Source organism: Paraburkholderia sp. SG-MS1, from assembly GCF_012275575.1.
In the GTDB taxonomy this organism is placed as follows: Bacteria; Pseudomonadota; Gammaproteobacteria; order Burkholderiales; family Burkholderiaceae; genus Paraburkholderia.
In genome coordinates this window covers 38,287-56,180 of sequence record NZ_NPIH01000168.1, presented here as the reverse complement: position 1 = coordinate 56,180, position 17,894 = coordinate 38,287, and the positions used below count along the sequence as shown (strand labels likewise).

General features: G+C 52.4%; 10 protein-coding genes and 1 pseudogene. 4 read left to right on the top strand and 7 right to left on the bottom strand.

Annotation, left to right across the window (positions count from 1 at the left end; translation table 11 throughout):
* Positions 1 to 228: 228 nt before the first annotated feature.
* Together CIC12_RS12995 and CIC12_RS12990 are read left to right on the top strand one after the other, a co-directional pair.
* Positions 229 to 570: pseudogene (locus tag CIC12_RS12995) on the top strand (acetoacetate decarboxylase); the annotation flags it as partial.
* Between the two features lie 182 nt (positions 571 to 752).
* A complete protein-coding gene (locus CIC12_RS12990; protein WP_238812567.1) occupies positions 753 to 1,028 on the top strand; it encodes a cryptic plasmid protein A in 276 nt (91 codons plus the stop codon).
* A 218-nt stretch (positions 1,029 to 1,246) separates the two neighbouring features.
* Here the strand turns inward: CIC12_RS12990 and CIC12_RS12985 are convergent, their stop codons facing one another.
* The 7 genes from CIC12_RS12985 to CIC12_RS12955 form a co-directional block, all read right to left on the bottom strand.
* Positions 1,247 to 3,808, bottom strand: coding sequence for a DEAD/DEAH box helicase (locus tag CIC12_RS12985; protein WP_168664505.1), 2,562 nt, complete (start codon positions 3,806 to 3,808; stop codon positions 1,247 to 1,249).
* The gene (locus CIC12_RS12980; protein ID WP_168664504.1) at positions 3,801 to 4,772 is read right to left on the bottom strand and encodes a HamA C-terminal domain-containing protein; all 972 of its coding nucleotides are present in this window, start codon (positions 4,770 to 4,772) and stop codon (positions 3,801 to 3,803) included. Before CIC12_RS12980 ends, CIC12_RS12985 begins: the two co-directional genes overlap by 8 nt.
* A gap of 324 nt (positions 4,773 to 5,096) precedes the next feature.
* A complete protein-coding gene (locus CIC12_RS12975) occupies positions 5,097 to 5,348 on the bottom strand; it encodes a hypothetical protein (RefSeq protein ID WP_168664503.1) in 252 nt (83 codons plus the stop codon).
* 52 nt (positions 5,349 to 5,400) lie between these two features.
* Positions 5,401 to 7,524 carry an AAA family ATPase gene (locus CIC12_RS12970; protein ID WP_168664502.1) on the bottom strand — a complete coding sequence of 708 codons (2,124 nt, stop codon included), beginning with the start codon at positions 7,522 to 7,524 and terminating at the stop codon, positions 5,401 to 5,403.
* 2 nt (positions 7,525 to 7,526) lie between these two features.
* Positions 7,527 to 8,243 (bottom strand): hypothetical protein, encoded by a 717-nt coding sequence (locus CIC12_RS12965; RefSeq protein ID WP_168664501.1) that lies wholly within the window; start codon positions 8,241 to 8,243, stop codon positions 7,527 to 7,529.
* A complete protein-coding gene (locus CIC12_RS12960; protein ID WP_168664500.1) occupies positions 8,240 to 9,880 on the bottom strand; it encodes an SIR2 family protein in 1,641 nt (546 codons plus the stop codon). Before CIC12_RS12960 ends, CIC12_RS12965 begins: the two co-directional genes overlap by 4 nt.
* Before the next feature lie 475 nt (positions 9,881 to 10,355).
* A complete protein-coding gene (locus CIC12_RS12955; protein WP_168664499.1) occupies positions 10,356 to 14,558 on the bottom strand; it encodes an NACHT domain-containing protein in 4,203 nt (1,400 codons plus the stop codon).
* A 1,025-nt stretch (positions 14,559 to 15,583) separates the two neighbouring features.
* Between CIC12_RS12955 and CIC12_RS12950 the strand changes: the two genes are divergently transcribed.
* Positions 15,584 to 16,291: a hypothetical protein gene (locus CIC12_RS12950; protein ID WP_238812565.1), complete on the top strand. Its 708-nt coding sequence runs from the start codon at positions 15,584 to 15,586 to the stop codon at positions 16,289 to 16,291.
* 27 nt (positions 16,292 to 16,318) lie between these two features.
* The gene (locus tag CIC12_RS12945) at positions 16,319 to 17,767 is read left to right on the top strand and encodes a hypothetical protein (protein ID WP_168664497.1); all 1,449 of its coding nucleotides are present in this window, start codon (positions 16,319 to 16,321) and stop codon (positions 17,765 to 17,767) included.
* The last annotated feature ends 127 nt before the right edge of the window (positions 17,768 to 17,894 follow it).

The following is a 17,894-nucleotide window of genomic DNA, read 5'->3' as shown; positions in this document are numbered from 1 at the left end:
TTTTGGTTTTAGCCGCGCCGTGGCGCGCGTTCGTCGACCACGCGCGAAACCCGTGGCGCCGACGATGTCCGGCCGATTTTAGCGCAGGCCGTCAGCCCCGGACATGTCAACGACGCAATATCTCGAAATAATTGACGAATGGCCGGCGTGAATGCCGGTCAAGGAATTCGACGATACTCGGGTGCAGTGCAAAAGCGTTCCGACCGCCTTTAACCAGCAAGGAAAAACATGGACGTCAAAAGCGTGCTGTCACATGCCTTCGCAATGCCGATCACGAGCCCGGCATTTCCGATGGGTCCGTACCGGTTCATCGACCGCGAATTCCTGATCATCACTTACCGCACCGACCCGGACAAACTGCGCGCCGTGGTGCCCGAGCCGCTCGAGATCGGCGAACCGCTGGTGCATTACGAGTTCATCCGCATGCCGGACTCCACCGGCTTCGGTGACTACACGGAAAGCGGCCAGGTGATTCCGGTGTCGCTCAACGGCGTTGCGGGCGGCTACACGCTGGCGATGTATCTGGACGATCACCCGCCAATCGCCGGCGGCCGCGAATTGTGGGTTTTCTAGACTGTCTCTGTTTTATTCGTCAATCTGTTCGAGCCGTCGAGCACGACGGCGAGATTCCGAGGGCGAGCACGCCCGAGGAAAGGAGGGGCACGGGGAGGATTTTTGTGGTTGCGAAGATGTGCTAGACAGCATATCGGCCGCCTTCTATAACTGTTGAGGGGACATCCTTGATGGTGGAGATGATGCTCGAAACATCGAAATATGGGATTGACGTTGTTATCGAGTCGCCTCGCGACCAGCGTACTCTGGATTATCTGGTCAAGATTTGCGGCACGGACCGAGTAAAACGAGCCCGAGCGGACCTCCTTGGTCAGCGCCGACCATATGTCTCGAACCTCGCGAAGGTTCTAGGCGTACACCTTCCTGATGAGCTTTCCCTCACCAGCCGCGAAGATGCTCAGCAACACCTTTCACAATTGAAAGCGATGCTTCGCAACGGGCGCATCCCGGAGTGAGAGGCCGCTTGTCGTACTCTCAACCCAGTACAACCCAGCCATCGGCCGACATCACGAACGCGGCATAGCAACCGTTAATCTGCATTGCTCATGCGCATCCGCCTAGCCTGCGACACCAAACCGAAGATGCGTTGCCTGATTCTTTGGTCAAGCTGAATAACTACCTTACGAAGTCTAGCCCGATGCTCGCACTAGACTTCAGAGGTTATCTGCAATCTTTACGTATTGTGTAAGCCGATACGGCCCAGCTCGGCGATGACTATGCGTGACAATCCGGATGCAGAGATGCTCGCATTCCGAAGTCGCCTTTTTACAGCAACCGCATCTAAATCTTGCGCTCCTAAAAATTCAGTCACCTCTCGGGCAGCGATTCGAGAAAGTCCCAGTTCCATGCAGCCAATCATCGTCTTGCTACTTGCTCCGAGTTCGAGATATAGGGGAATTGCTGGAACTTCAATCTCGTGGTCTGGAGAGATAGCCTTCGCAGCGTATTTCAGCAAATCGATATAGCAGCTGAAATACCTCACGTAGTGAAACCTCAACTTTTTCTCCACCTCTGAAAGCACTTTTATTATTTTTCCTGCATCGGGTGGTTCATCACCGTCTGCTGATGCCTTCTCCCGCGCTGTTCGCAGTTGAAAATCAATCATGTCTTTCAGTGAGTTTCCGCGCATCCAGCTAAGGGAAAACCAGGAAAAATATTTTCCGGCTTGACTTGGTTTTCCCTCCAGGTATTCGTGGATAAGCGACATCACGAATTCAAGCCGTTTCTTAACAGCAGCGTGCGGCTGCAAAGGGTGTAAAGGTATGTACCCTCTTAGTCGACCACTTTTGAATTCGGCTAAAAGGATATCGAACATAGCTTGCTGTCTAAGTGGCGAAATGCTGGCATTTTTCTTCAGCATTTCTGCGGGAAGACTAACCTTTTGTATGTGTTGAGTGACAGCTACCGTCAGCGCCTGCGCTTCACCCAAAAAATCTCCGCGAGTTGCTCGCTCAACGGTGCGCTCAAGAACCCCCTCTTGCGCATCTATAAACAGGCGCGTGAAGACACTTTCCGCAAAATTTGTTTCCTTTTGCCCGGACAGGTGACCAGCATCTTCGACATACTCCATAACCACGGAGTGCGCGGTTGTGAAAGCTTTCGTCAACGAAGGAATAACCTCCCTCTGTCGTGGCTCCTCTATCGGCTTCCTGTCCCACTTTGAATAATCTACCAAGAAGACATTCCCGTGGGTATCTTTCGCAAGCCTACCAGCACGACCCGCCAAGTTCCAAAAATCGTCCGGACCCATGGGGTTACCCTGCCCCTTCCGAGGGTTACTAATAAAAATATTGCGCGCCGGGAGATTCACCCCTTGCAACAACGTGGAAGTACATACGAGATACTTTATCTTTCCATCCGAAAAATAATCTTCAATGGCCTTCGTTATATTGGTCGGCATGTTTCCATAATGGAAGGCCACGCCGTTTTCAACACATTTAGCCAGTGAATATTCCGGATGAACATGTCGGCGGATAAATTCAGAAAGTTCACTCAGTGAGCTGGACTCTTGAGGAGTATGCCGGTTCAAGTCAACTATACCGAGTGCTAACTTTTCAGCCGAAGCTTTACCTGATGCATACACCAAATTTTGACCCTCGTCACCTAACGTAACGACAGCTGAGAGAAAACGCTGCTGTGCAGTCGAGGTCCTTTCCTTGTTCACTTCGACCGTGCCAAGCGCCAGCGGTAAGTTTTCATCCCTGTGAAGCGACAGGTTGAGGTGTCTTTTCTTATTTTTTGACGCGAAGTCTACGTATATAAGATTTTGCCGAACGGGGCGCAGTGCCGTTTCCACCGTTGGCAGCTCGCCGAGTCCCAGTAATGAACCTATAGGGCCGCCGCTTCGTGAACCGGGCGTTATAAACAAGATTTTGGCTAAAGGTGCCCTGTGATGCATGTCTTCAAGACACGAAAGCAGCAGCATTCCCCGAGAACCATCTGAAATTTGCTGCGCCTCGTCCACAATCAGAACATCAAGGGTAAGGCCGGCATCATCCATGGCCGTTCGCAAACGCTCCTGAGTAAAAACAAAGATTCTCGGCTGGTTGACTGCAAGTCTGTCGTCGGCACGCGGAACACTACTGATAATCGGCGCATTGAGAAAATTAGCAAACGCTGCGCTTAGCGTTGCTTGGACTTCGTGAATTAGCGACCTCGACGGCACGACATAAGCGACATCGAGAAGCTGCTCGCCTTCGCCGATAAGCGATTTCAGATATGTTTGAATCAAAAAGGACTTTCCAGCCGACGTCGGTGCCGCGATGCTCAGGAACTGTCTTTCAGTGAGTTCCTCCCATACATTGGCTTGGAAATCAGTGAGAAGGAGCGGCTTACCCAAAACTTGAATTGAGTTACCCTCCCGTCGAACCTCTTCGGTCAATCCCAACTGCCAAGGCAAGCGATATTGACTCTCGACGTTTCGTTTAACAAAATCGCTTGCGGGAAAATTTCCCAACATTGCCAACACATGTCGACATACCAGGCGCTCCTCGTCGGCAATCGGCAGGGACGCAAGTGAATAAACGATGTCCTGTGACAAAACCGCGAACTGCTCAACTTTCGATTGAGCGAAAATGAGAGCAGAGCGAAGGAGCCTTCGCGACTCTGTGCGTGACAGAGAAGGAATCTTGCCGCTGAGCGAGGCGAGACTCTCCTGCTGGAGATACTCGTACGCCGCCTTAAATTGCGCGTGCTCAGCTATGCTTTGCGCGAGTCGGATTTGGAGTTCAGCCATATAAAGCCTTATCAAAGGCGTCACGAAACGCTTGCACGTCGGGAAGCGGGAAGAGAAATAAATCCACCGATGCGAGTGAGATTGAATGCGCATTCAGGTGCGACTTAGCGGTGGTGAGGCTCGTTTTTAGATTTCTCTGATAAAGCTTCACGAATTCGGCTTCGGCCTCGGCCACGGGTTTTTCAGCTATCTTCTGGTAGGCATGGAAGTCAAATCCAACCAATATCGCATATCGGTCCACACGTGAATTTGACTCCTCCGTTGCGTACGGATGCAAGAACTTCAGAAGATGTTCTTGCATCGCTGCAGGAAACCCATCGAGGTCGATGTGGCCAGTGGTCAGTTGTAACTCGTTCTCCATCCGACCGTCCGCGTCTTTAGCAAGCAACCCTATCGATTCGGCAGCCTCTGACATACCGCTCGCGAATGTTTGATGTAGTTTCGATTCACCGAAAATCATCGCCAACCGATTCCCCTCGGTTTCCCACATGGCGTGAACGCCGTCGGCCCCATGCACCGGCATTTCTGGACTAGTCTTCAACCGCATCTTCGAAAGCACCAATGGGGCCTTCAGAAAGTGCTCTATAAAGACGTAAAGGAGGAGTTCCCCTCCTTCTCCTGAGCGACTGCCTGACTCTTTCGCTTTAATGAATAGCGCTTTGGCCCATCGGCCCAACTCTTCAGTTTCTCTGGCATCGTATGGGTCTGCCGCATCAATCGCTTTCGCGTTACGACGCTGTTTTTTCGTCGCGCAAAATCCGGTTATCTCGCCCATTAGCATCTTGACGAGTTCAGCGACGGATGGTTGTCCGGACTTGAACGCCGGATACAGAAAATGCGCTACAACCGGTGGCAAGCCTTCTTCGTGTACGCTCATTTTTCGAATCCGCGCGTCTACATAATGACGGCCAAGAATCCGATTGAAATGTGGGCCCGGATTTACATCTTCAACGGCTGCTGACATTCAAAATATTCCCCGCATTCTCTTACTCATTGATTTTAATTTTAAGCGTCACATTATCAGCCCGCCTCTTTGATGGCCGATGCGATTGGGAGTCGGATTAAGACCGCCTGCATGGTCGTCAAAAGTACTGTGAGCTTTTTAAAATTCGCAGCTGCATAACCGGAGGGCTCTATGCCGCCGCGAAATTTTTCAATATGATAACGCCAAGCAGCTCTGGGCAGTTTTTTTCAGAAGCGTTTTTTTTGCTAACGTCTCAAATCGAAGCATAATTATGTTTTTTGCATAATTCGCTCACTATTTCGGCCAAGTGAGCGTTGGCTAAGGTTAGGTTGCCACGATGCTGAACTGAGACGGTGCAAGATTGACCATTGGGAGATAGAAGCATTCGGCTTGCGTGAATCTCCACACTTCGCCTTCGACCAACTCGATTTTCGACGTCATGGGGGCATCGGGAAAGGTTTCCGGACGCTTGTTAGATTGACGTGCATCGGAACCATGGCGGGAAGCTCCCAGCGTGCCCGTATGGTAGAGCCACTTCTCGCCCTTATTCGAGCTACACGCGGCCAGACGTTGCATATCAAGTCGCTACATCATTTTCTAACAGCCCCCAAAGCCACCTAAGACGTCACTAAGCTGGACGGCCTTGCATTTGAGCGTTTAACCAAACGGCAAGCTCGTCTGGAGAGGCTTGCAGTACGCTAGGCTTTACGTCGTACATCCGCATTTCCGGGCCGTTTTCCGGCGTCCACTCTAGCATCTCAATTACCTTCATGGTTCGGCCCTCCGGCGGCAGAAGATAGTCGAGAAGCCGATTAGTCAAGTCTTCATGGTGGCTCGTCACAATTACTTGTCGGCGAAATTCGTCCGATTCGCAATATGCAAGTTGGCGCAGAATTCCTGAAGCAGGTATCAGTTGCCCTAAATCCAGCGCAGTAGTGAAGTCGTCAAAAGCAACTATCGGGTGCGTAATCCTGTCTCGTAACGCATAGCCTAAGCAGACAGTCCAACACACCGCCAGTTGAGTCTTCTGGCCGGTAGAAAGCCCCGCATACTCCGGCCCGCGCTCCGACACGAAACGATAGTTCGGTACCTTTGCCGACTTCGAAACAATCTGCAGTTGAATTGGCAGGAAATCAGGAGGAAAGTGGAAGCGCGCTAAGAGGCGATTCAATGAACGCAGCAACTCTCGCACCTGCCCCTCGTCGATAGCTGAAGTTACGCTAAAAATGCTGTCCTTCCCCGTTGCCCGTTTGAGTGTGCGCTCGGCTTCAACAACCAGCTTTTCGGCGGCAACTCGCCTATCCTTGTTCCCAATCACCAAGTTTTGGCGCTCAATCTCCCGCTCCAGATTGGCCCACGCCAGCGCAGCCGCAGCAAGTTCCCTGAGCGCTACTGCCATTCGGTCAAGTGAGGACAGCGTTTGCTGATGCACCGTTGCACGTATCTCAGCGCGCTCCAAAAGTTCACCTATAGTCGACGCCGAATAGGCCCATTCCTCATCTTTTAGCGGAGAAATGCATCTACGGAGAGTTTGCTTTGCACGCAACTCCTCCATATCAGCTTCGGCGAGGGTGGCTTGTGTCAACATCTCAAGCTCCGATTTCCGAAGCTTCTCGTCGATTGTTCTCACCCGAGCAGCGAGCTCCGGAGCTGCAATCAAAAGCTCACTGAGCCACGAATCTAGCTGCACTGTCTCGTCCCGCAAAGCCTTGGGTAACTCTCGCAACAAACCAAGCCAATCGCCCGCTTGCCCCGCCATCTGCTCTAGCGATGGAGCGAGCGCGTCTGAGTTGATTGCAAGCCGCTTTCGTTGTTCGCGTATAAGAGAAAGCCGAGCTTGACTCTCAACAAACTTCTTTTCTATCTCGTTTAACGAAGATATCTTGCTATGCGTCTCGTCCCCAAATATCTCAGACAGGTTTATTTCCATTTCCTGGTCGAAGCCACGCAATTCCCTGCTCAATGCATCTGCAGGGGCGTGGCGGGAAGCGTCAGTCTTTGACAAATCAATCTGTGAACGAAGCCCCTCGCATATCCCCGCAATCGCATTCAAAACTCCGTCTGTCCCAACGGAGGCAGACGTGTCCATCCCCATCGCATGAGCCAATCGGTCGAGCAAATTCTTAAGCTGGCTCTGCCAATAGTTGGCGAGGTTGCCGTTCTGAATGAGCAGGCTTCCCGAGTCATGGAGCACTGAAACCCAAGGAGAGACGAGTGCCTCGTCCGATGAAATCTTCGATTTTGCTTCTTCGAAGCGCAAAGCGACCGTTTTTCTCTCCCTCTCAACATCAAATTTCTGAACGAAGATTGCTGACTTAGCCGTCGTTAGCTCCGCTTGAGTTTCTTCCAAAGCGCCCCGAATGCTTTGCCAAGCCATCGCTGTCGGCGCAACGATACTTAAAATGTCCTGTGAGTTTTCCGGCGAAACCAGCCCTTCCGGGAAAAAAAACTGAGCTCTCTCAAGTAAATCAGCATACTCTCGCCTTGCTGGCAAGTTTACCAAGTCAACTTGCAATGGGTTCTTTCCGAACAATTCCAAGCGCCCGCTGCTCGCTCTTGTGTTTTTGCAATCGCCTGTGCTTTCGATGAGACTAGTTTGTCCGTTCAGGAGCAAATCGATTGCGAGAAGCAAGCTGGTCTTTCCCGCTCCGTTCTTCCCTGTAACCAAGATGAGGTCAGCGTCCAGGTCTAGGGTGCGCTCACCCGCAAATCCTCGAAAATTCTGCAGCTTTAGTGACTTTATTGACCTCACGTCTACGCCCCTCCTGCAGAGTCTGTCACATCGGCCTGCAAAAACTGCGAAACCCGCGCCAGCACATCTTCTCTAAGCCAACGGGCAACGCCGCGTTTGGCTTTCGACTGTCCCAAGGGTTGTCCAGCAACGGCGATGCCGACTTCGGCATATGCATCGCGCACACGACTCGCAAGCTTATACGTCAGCGAATCATCCCGTAATTCGGAAACGACCCTTTCCCATACCGCGTCAAGGTATTCTTGCTCCGTTAATGAGCGGAGCGTGTATCGAGTGACATTACCGCCCGATGAATCGGTGACGAAAGACGTAAATCGACTGGCATCGGGAAATCCTGCTGCAGCGTAACGCTCCGGCTCATACGGATAAATCGAGAACGTTCCCCGCAACCAATCTTGGTCACCCGCCAAGCGATGCCAGTGTGCGAACGCATCTGCACCACAGCGGATAACCAAAGTTACGGGCGAAGTAATACCGGCAGCAGAGAGGCTGTCGACGAGGTCACAGATTTCATCGCGCAACTTTGACGCCTCGTTCAAGTCATCACTTGCTCCCGGTTCTATTATCTGCGACGTTGCATCCACGACATTCATAACCGACGAAATAAACAGTCGATTCCATGAAATCCAAGGATGGGCTCGGAGGTAGACGCGCCCAGCGTCTGTATCCCTCACGTCGTCTGACAATGCGAAGGCTATATTGGATTGAATGGCGCTCATGAGTTGGCTCGACGCTGAAGAAGGGGATTAGAGCGAATACTAGGGTCCAGCCGACGTCTAAATTTACTGGGGAATCTAACAATTTGCTGTAGCCGCTCCGAAACCTCAGAGGGCGACGCTTCGGCCATTGACGCTGGAAACAATGTTCGCCAATCGACTCGCACAATCACGATTGGCTTACGCGTAACTCCATCCACAACATAGGCACGGCGGTCGAACAGCCTTCTTGAACTGCCCGACATACCGACAATAAGTTCAACCCTTTGTGCCGGTCCAGCACGCACAGGAATTGTCATTGTCGCTCCATCCTCGACTTGATGCCGTCCGGAAACGTACAAGGCTGCGTCCATGTCTTCGTGGCCTATAGCAGTGGGCAACCGTATCTCAATCGGGCCGCCCGGCAGTAAGGATACACGGCCCCACCATTTGTGTTCGACAGAGACTGACAGAGGCTTGGTACCTGCGAATCGCTCGGCTTGGAGAAGCGCGAACAGCAAGGCGAGTTCAGCGGCAAGGCTGGGATGGTCGCCAACTGCGCAATAGTAGTCCGGGTGCGCTCCCGCATCACGAATGTGGGATAAGCAACGACTAAGCGCTGGACGGAGCGGTCCAGATGTATTTAGGAACTCCTGCGTCTCTGCGAGCCAGTGGGCGGGTGCGCTTGAATCGCGGAGTTGTTGCGTTGTGCAGGCGTCGAGTTCTGCGGCTAACGCCAAAAGCAATTTGTCTGCGTGGGGGATAGTCGCGGTAAACGCAGAGTTTTCGCTTACAGCGGCGTCGCGTAGTTTCGTGCAAAGCAGTCGTGCAAAGACCATTTGAAAGACATCTGCCCACAAGCGGTCCGCTGCCAAGCACTCTGGAGCATTGAGCGGGGTATGTGAAGCGAGGGCGGACCCGGCACGTTCGTATGGTCCGATAACAAGCGCGTTGCCATCAGTAGCAACCCCGGTCCACCACGCTGCAAAACCATTTACTAACTGGAGTTGCTGAAAGCTTGGGTAGTGCTCGTATGTCGTCACAATTGGAGCATTCTCGGCCTCGAATATTGGACGAGGCTGCCTGTCGGGAAATTCGGAGAACTCTTCGAGAACCTGTTGCAAGGTATGCACTACCTGCGGTTCGTCACTTCCGAACCCTATTGTCACAAGTGAAGCCGTGCGCACCTTCGTCCGAAAATAATCCCCAGCCCATTTACGCCTCCGCCAGTCTTGTAGCTGGGACGCTGTCAACAATATATTTTTCGCGTGTTCTGGATTTTTACTTAGTTGTGCTGCACAACCATTAATTTTATAGACGCGCAGAACGTGCGCCGTATCCTCTCCCGACCGCCCTTCTGAACTAATAGCCGCATATGCCGCAAACGTGTCCAGGTCGAACACCGCGTAGGTCAATTTTTCAGCAAGGGCAACTTCATTGCGCCAAGTCTTCGCGTAGGCACGTTCCAGGTTGCAGTCGTAATTCGTTGTCACCACCTCGGTGATGAGACCTTCACGTGCTAGATAAGAGAGATAGAAATGAGCTGGCCGAGGGTCGAGATTCACAAACTTTTCAATCTGCAGCGCGCTTACGAGCGCCTTATAACTGGCGTCTGTGGCTCCCCCATGCTCCCAAAGAAACGCCTCGCACGCCTTTGTCAATGCGTTTTGCTCCTTTGCAATTCGCAAATCACAGAGACAGCAGTTCGAGGAAGTCGAAATTCCAAAGTCGCGAAAAGCTCTTTGGTACGAGACCTCACTCGCGAAACAGCTATCACAAAGGACACACGTCCGGAACTTCGTCGGGTTCTTTCTGAACCGTGTTAGGCGCGCGCTGAGGGTTGGCCGTAAAGCTCTGTCAATCAACTCCCATATCTTATGGCCATTCCATGGTTGCCCATCCCTTGTTGACTGGGCCGATATTCCCGCGCCGACAAGGGGTACTGCGCGGCGATGAAGAATTCGGTCGACAAGGTAGCCGAACGAGCTGGTAGCTTTTGATTTCATATTTACATAACCTACTCTTGTGTCCGCGCTGTATGTGCCTTGAGTCTGACATCGAATAGCATAGGTCCGCGACCTCATAGCCAACGCGCACGAATATCTGTGTTCCCTGCCCCCGGCGCACAAACTTACTCTAGTAAGCGCAATCGATAACAAACGGGCTAATTTTCCACGTTGAGTTGGATGCTTCCTCACACGGAACAGCGACTGCTGCTAAGCAAGCGCTGGAGGTTGCCTCGCGAACGAGTTTTCGCGTGCGTCGTTTCCTACTATCGCCATCGGCCCACCTCTCACAGTAGAACCACATGACGAGGTAGATACCCGTCAAAGCGCCAACAGCTTTCATGTAATTGTCGCGTAGTTGGGAGGCTGGAGCAGTCAGAAGTTCCTCGTTCCAGCATCCTTTTACTTCGATTACCAGTCTCAGAACGTCGGCACTGCTCGTTCGAGAGTGTGCTTGCGACACTTCAATCAAGATGTCGGTTCGCTCGCCGACCCCTTTTGGATTGTGTGCTCTGACCTGGACCTCGCGATTTACCACTGCGCCGCGATGGCCAAGTCGTCTACGCAACTCCGACGCCAACCAATCGCACAGACGCGGTTCGTGCTTTGGTTCATTGGATTTTTCGTCCCATAGAAAATAGACGAGCGGCTGCGCGGATTGCGCCGAAATTTCTTTCTCTATTGACCGCAATTCTGCCATCAAGGTCGAGTGAAGCTCCGCGTCGGTCCGGACTACCCTTGAGGCGGAAAGGCTAAACACTGCGGTCACCTCTTCGAACTCGTACGGAATCCAGGCATCGCGTGCAGCCTTTTGCTCGGCCTGATGCGCTGACGACGCAATCCAGGGGAGCTCGGGGTGACGCGAAAAGATTCTGTTCAAGGCCGCGATGCTACGAACATCTGCCTTCTCGCGAAGCGCTGTGATGCAACCCTTCCTGAATTCCTGGATATGATGACGTCGGGTGACAGGCCCGTTAAATGGAAGGTCGTCCGAAGTCGGAAAATGCTTCTCAAGAATCTCAAAAAGCTCCTCAGTGGTCTCGGCGCGCTCAACCAGGAAGGGGTGTACGTGCGTCGACGCCACAAGTTGAACTTGCGCCGCGAAAGAGGCAACAGCTTCTACATCGTCACGGAGACGCGGCCAAATTAGCGCAACCAATTTGGCAGGGTCCCATCTCGCAAGCAAGTCAAGGCACTTTGACGCAAAGTTCGTCGCGAAATCCGGAATAACACTCAACCTTGAAACCAGCGTTTCGATTGCTCGAAAGCTTTTTCGCTTGACGAGATACGAACATAGCGTAAAGAAACTATCATCATCGGGAAGCGATACTAAAAATTCATCAAGCAACCTAACCAGTTCTGCCGGCATCAACTCATCAGTGAATCCCGGCATCCTCGGAAGTTCGTATGTAACGTCTCGGACACATATGCTGAACAGGATTGGCAAAACGGAATCGGGACTTGTTTTGACTCCCTCCGTCAGGAGCATATTGATAGTAGTCTGAGGTTGACCGTCTCTGTTGTACCTAGCTAGACCAAGCGACCATTTGATAACGAGGTCAATATATTCATTCGAGTTGTCGCCTTGGCTGTACAGCAAAACGAGCGCGGCAATCCCGCCATCCTCGAAGCTGTTCGCCTGATTTGGGCCAAGCTTACTGGCTGGTGGTCCGCAGTCTTGGAGGAATCGACGTGCGACAGAGACAAGTCGCTGTTGTGTTTCGGAATCCAGTTTTCGCCATAATGGAAGCTTCGTCACCTCGTCAAAAAATTGACGGTAGCCGCCGAAATTATCTTCATAGTGAAGACAGGACAGTATATTCATCCATTGCCAAGTTTCTCCTCTTTCTGCGCCCTCCAACGCCTTATGAAGTATTTCAGACGACGTCTTCACTGGCTGAGAAGCGGCCTGTTTCGGAACTTGCTTCACCATCAAATGTGTTGTTCGAAGCGAGTCAGCCATTGGCGAATCTAGGGGAATTGCAGCGAAGCTACCACCTAACACCTCCGTGAGCACTGAGTCGCGCGCCTCTGATGCGGGACCCGCCACATTTAACGCCCATTCCCTCACGATTCCATTACTCTCAAACAGGTATCCGAGCATCAGATTCGCGAGTATCTTTTGGATGCGTTCGGTCCAGGTTTTGCGCTTATATAGACTTACGAGGTACCCGCCATCTGCATTGCTCAATAGCCCGGTCTCAGAACGAAGCGTCCACGCTGCGAAACTCTCGTTTCCGGATGCAGCAGCGAGCATTGCCTCGAACAACTGGAATCGACGTTCAGGGTAGCTGCTCAACTGAAGACCAGAATCAAACCACCTGTTCTGACGGTCGCCAGACAATCGATGATGTTTCGACACAGCGAGCCATGCAACCCCTCCAAATTCGACCCACCCATCGTTAAATTGAATTACGGCCAATGCTGTCTTACTGAACATGTGAAAGACGAACTCTTCCCATGAATAGTCGAGGCGCTCATTCGTGAGTTGTTGCTGTAACCACCCAATCAAAGGGTTGATATCGGATTGCACAAAATCCGCATTTTTCACGCGCCGCATTCCACTTGAATAGGCTCCTGCGTAGTGTGGATTCTTTTCGCGCTCAAGATGTACGATTAGTGAACCAATGGCAGCTTCTGCATCTAGGGCGCAATGTAATGCAATTCCCTTAAGCTCATCGTCTGCATCACCCAGGCAACGTCCCTCCATGAGCGGCCGCAAGCGGAACTTCAACTCCGCAGTTCCCGCATCTCGAATTGCATTCGCTGCATGCTGTCGGACATCGTAGTTCTCCGACCCGTCCAATGCTATGTCGAGCAGTTCTGGAATCTCATTCACGTGCCCCACCGCTGCAGCAACGTCTGCAGCAAACTGCCTTAGCGCAGGCGCTTCAGATTGGCCTTTAAGGATTGCGCCAAGTTTGCGACACAGTCCGGGATGGGCCAGCCTCCCATATAAGCGTATGAGGCTCGAATCATAAATCGGAAACTTGTAGCGCTTCACAAGTTGTACCAGTTCGTCAAACGCGTTGGCAACGCCATCTTCATCGGTCAATGGAATGCTGCTATCGAAGATGAAGGCGGGGTCGCAACCAAGCAGAAACTTAAGCATCTTACGGTTTCCATGCGTCATCCAACCGGCAAACTCGCGCAACTGCTGGACGAGACGCCCCGTGCCGTCTGGGAGCGTTATCAACCTTGTTATTTTCTCCAACGAAAAGCCAAGCGACTCGACGAATCGAGCAGCCATAAACTCAGCGTATGTCCGATGCGCAAATGCGAACACGCCATTAGATTTTGTGACGAAAAGACCTGACTGAAAAATTTCATGGCACTGTTGCCGGCTGGCGTGCCAGTGCCCCTCGTGAAAGTTAAGAGGAACTCCGTTTAGTTGTTCCGCGCTTAAACAGGCCCCAGCTCCTTGAAATGCCTCGTCGTTGCCATCCAGCACGAAATCCGTACAGTTGGTCAGTAACGCGCATGCGGCCATCAGACCCGAAAGCTGCAACCGCTGTTGCACATTTGGGAGTGCTACAACACTGTCTTCGAGACGACGCTTGCTCTCCCGAAGCAATGCACTGCAGCCCTTCTCGTAGAGGTCCCATCTCGTTGTAGAAAACTCGGATTCGTCTTTGAACTGTGATATCAGGAACTGCAGGCCCAGCGGCTGCAGTGCCAGCCCATAAGCACGGGACCGTATCAGCGCCCTGAAGAAATCGTCTTCGCTAATGTTCTTTTGACGTAGCCGTGTTCGAACTTGTTCGCGAGAGTGAGGAGCAATTTCGAAGACATTGACATCCTCGCGCCCATTCCACCATCCTCGCAACATCTCCTCGAAAGTTGCAGGCCATGCAGGTGTGCGACAAGCAATAAAAATATGCAATAAAGAGGGCGTTACGTCACACAGCACATGTTCGATTACATTCTCAGCGCGTTTGATGTTAACGCGACATTCATCAAGCGCGTCGAGAAAAAGAACTGTCGGCGTGCTATCGTTAATGCAACCTTTCAACGAACGGCGAAGCGCCGCCTCCAACGTTGTCGGATGGGCATGACTTCCCAAGTCCAAGAACTGTACCTCACGGGGGTCCGATGCCTCAAATTGCGTTTTAAGCAGACCAAGTTCGAAAGACTTTCCTGAGCCGGGCTCACCGAGCAGGACGGTTACTGATGACGCAGCGACCAGTTCGGATGTAATTCGAAGCTGAGGATTTGCGAACGCTCCCCACTCATTTCTCGAGTGTGCTGTAAATCCCTGTTCGTCGACGTGAATCGGAACACCCCGAGGGGTCCAGAATCGTCCCCATTCTTTCAAGTCTACATTTGTAGCCATTTTTTACTCGCGTCTGGTCTGAATTCGCTGCGGCGTTCAACTATAATCGACGACGGTTTGCTCAACGCTTTTGGTGATAAGCTGAAGCACCTGCCGATTGACCCAAGCGCGAATTTTGGCCCATTCGCGATGCCTCCCGCAATACAGAACGTGGCCATCCCATTGGAAAACTAGGAATCTGTGGTCAGAGTGCTGTCGGAGTTTTAAGCCCTCCGTTCCCCCCGCACCGAATATGCAATTCGCATCGAAACACTGCTCTGCCTCCTCGATGTCAAGATAGCCTCATCCGTCCCAGGCTCACCCTTGACGGCTCCGAATCGCAGCCATCCCTACACGACCGGAATACGATGTGGCCACGATTTCGCCCATGCGTCGCCCATGCGTCGCCCAAACGCCGGTCAACAAGTGCTCTCGCAGCAGGATTTTGATGAGCGCCAGTAGGTTTTCCCCACTCGAGAACTCCTGAGACAATGACCGGATTCCATGCCTATCGCGCTCACCCGAGCGCGCCCGAGTCGTGATGCCCGGCATAGCGAAGAGGCGAATCGCTTCCGGAAACGGGGCTTGAGCACTATCCATGTGCGCTAAAAAGCGACTACGGCATGTACGTACAGGACGTCTACACGGGATTTCCTACGGACAAACATGCGGTTTCGGATAGTGGACGCGATGAAGGGTAGTACGACTAGCCGCCCAGCGGCCGAGATGTCTGCACTTACAGCAAAGCGTTTCACTGCCTTCAGACAAACACGTCGGCGAAGCCAGCGAAGGGACAGTTTGCGCACGTGGAGACGGGAAAACAGTTGGCACGGCCCGACCGACAGACGACAATGCGTGGCACTTCAACGCGGAGATACGAAACTGCCCCCACTGCGCAGGTTGGGATGGTGGTGCCTCGGACAGCGTACTTGCAGGAACTGGCTGCGACAGCGTCTCAGGTTGGGAGGAAAGAGGCCGCTGTCAGCGGCCAAAATCGGCGGGAAGGCAAGCTACTTTTAACCGGTAAAGTCACACACGAAAAAATCATGAGTCAGCTATTGTTGAGTCTCTTTAACTCGGTCTTGAGCGATGGGCTAAGCGCTGAAAAGTTCGCTGCCGCGAACACCATAGCAACCAGTGCATCGGAGATACTCAAAAACATCATTCAACATCGCCAAACGTTGGCCGCGAGGATTTTGCTCGACGAACTGAAATCAGGAGCGCGGAGGCTCGACGAGTCGGACCTGCCAGAAGCCGCCGCGATTCTCTTTCGTTATCAGCGCGCTGCAGAAGAAGGTGCGGCAAAACTGAATCTCCGATTGCTGGCAGCGGTCTTCGCGGGACAAGTTGTGCATCGCTCGGTCGCAGCAGACGACTTTCTATACCTTGCTGACATTCTTGCGCCTCTGAAGCGAGACGAGGTGATTTTGCTCGGCACTATTGTCAGGCTCCATGCTCAACCGAACGAGCAAAGTAAATCTATGCGCGACTTGCAATTGCAGACTATCGAAGAACTTGTTCCCAGCGTATTCGACGACGCGGAAGACCTCATGGCAACAGCCGGAGCGCTACTGAGGACTGGACTCCTTATCGCGAACGTCCCACCCGCGAACTATGGGGGGCAAGGCAGTGGCTTCATCTACCGCCCGACGCGTTTGCTGCTTCGACTCAATCAGCTTTCAAACATCGAGGGCGTAGTAGAGCGATGTACTGCCGACGACAACACGATTCACACCGACGGAATGCCCACCTAACAAGCAAAATACACGTTTCGAGCAGACATGGGATATGCAGATTCAATTCGGCCAATTCGCAACAAGATGCGCCGATTCGAGTACAGCTCCGTTCTTCAGCAAATTTCAGCGTATCTCCTTATCGACGACCGGACGGGGGCGACCCGAGCTGCTCGCATGCCCTGGATTGCCGAAAGGCTCGCCCTCTGGACTCTTCGTGACAATCCGAGAATGTACGGTCGGACTCGCATGCAGCAAACTGACCTGATGATATGCATGAACGACGCGTGGAAAAGTTCAGATACTCTTGCTGCTCTAAAGCAAGCAAACAGTCTGGACCTGATGATACGTTCGCTTCTCATTGCGCAGGTGCCACATCAGACTAACCACGGCATGGGCGATTTTGCGAGACAGATTGACCTTTTAAACCATATCGACCCCGCTTCAAAACTCCGGCAGGTGCTTGACGAGGGGCTGTCGGTGTCGGCAGAGGACTATCTGTTTCTCGCCCTCCCGTTCTGGCTTCGTACCGAGGAATGCATCGGAGACGTCTTCACGCCCGAGTTCTTGAGCGAATTACAAAACGTGTTTGGTGCTCCAATTCTCAAAGATTTTTTAAGAACGATTGTATTCAAGAGGGAAACAGTATCGAAGGAAATGGCAGCGGTCACAGACGACGAATGGTTTCAACCCAACTTGATGTACCGCTATCCATTTGTTACCTATAACCGACAGCGATTCTTTTGGGGAACCCCCGGGATGCGCCGGCATTTCGAATATGCATTCAGCGATATCGTGGTTCGTAGCGATGATGCGCGTGCGAGAGACTCGTTCGAACGTTGGTTCGAAGAATATGTTGGAAGGTCATTGCGTCGCGCGGCCGACATTGTGCTCGGGGAACAAGAGGTCAGAAAGCGCTTTTCGGTCATCGGACAATGTTGCGACTTTGCGGTTATCACACCGGAGGCCATCATTCTGCTGGAAGTGAAAAATAAGGCTCTGGTGCACACACTACCGGCCACAGGACAGGCAGGAACTTACCGTTCCAAATTGCGCGCTACAGTCTTAAAGGCAGCGATGCAGCTCGATAATGTCGAGAAGCACGTTCATGGACAACTTGACGGTAACCCGCTCCCCGTCCACAAGGTCACTATCACTTATGGGGACTTGTTCCTTGGCTCAGGAAAATTTCTGTTTGACGATAAGGATGAAGACGACCTGCCACATATCTTGAGCATCGACCATCTGGACCGCTTGGTCGAAGCCGTCCGCCTAGGTCAATGCTCTTTCGATGACTTCTTCGGAGAGTTTAGGCGGCGACGAGGCATAGCTGCCGAACGACTCTTTTCTCCCTCGCAACTGCTTGATATTGAGCCGTTCAAACTTGCACGGCATCCACGTCATCTCGCAGAAATGTTCGGCCGATTTATTTATCGACTGACCGAGAGGTTTGGCGTTGGTCCCGAAGCTGCCGCAAGTTTTCAACTGGAGATTTGATGCTGAGCGGAAATTGCGATTTGAGCTACTCAATCCATCCATCTGTCTCAGCGGAGACGCCGCCCAAGTCGGTGTTCGCTCGATAGCTCGAGGGAATTGAATCGACCAAACGTCGTCGATGCGTGTT

Excerpts from the sequence above, each read along its gene's own strand:
- CIC12_RS12985 (WP_168664505.1), bottom strand. The coding sequence starts at position 3,808 with ATGGCTGAACTCCAAATCCGACTCGCGCAAAGCATAGCTGAGCACGCG.
- CIC12_RS12965 (WP_168664501.1), bottom strand. The coding sequence starts at position 8,243 with ATGAGCGCCATTCAATCCAATATAGCCTTCGCATTGTCAGACGACGTG.
- CIC12_RS12990 (WP_238812567.1), top strand. The coding sequence starts at position 753 with ATGATGCTCGAAACATCGAAATATGGGATTGACGTTGTTATCGAGTCG.
- CIC12_RS12950 (WP_238812565.1), top strand. The coding sequence starts at position 15,584 with ATGAGTCAGCTATTGTTGAGTCTCTTTAACTCGGTCTTGAGCGATGGG.
- CIC12_RS12955 (WP_168664499.1), bottom strand. The coding sequence starts at position 14,558 with ATGGCTACAAATGTAGACTTGAAAGAATGGGGACGATTCTGGACCCCT.
- CIC12_RS12945 (WP_168664497.1), top strand. The coding sequence starts at position 16,319 with ATGGGATATGCAGATTCAATTCGGCCAATTCGCAACAAGATGCGCCGA.
- CIC12_RS12975 (WP_168664503.1), bottom strand. The coding sequence starts at position 5,348 with ATGCAACGTCTGGCCGCGTGTAGCTCGAATAAGGGCGAGAAGTGGCTC.
- CIC12_RS12980 (WP_168664504.1), bottom strand. The coding sequence starts at position 4,772 with ATGTCAGCAGCCGTTGAAGATGTAAATCCGGGCCCACATTTCAATCGG.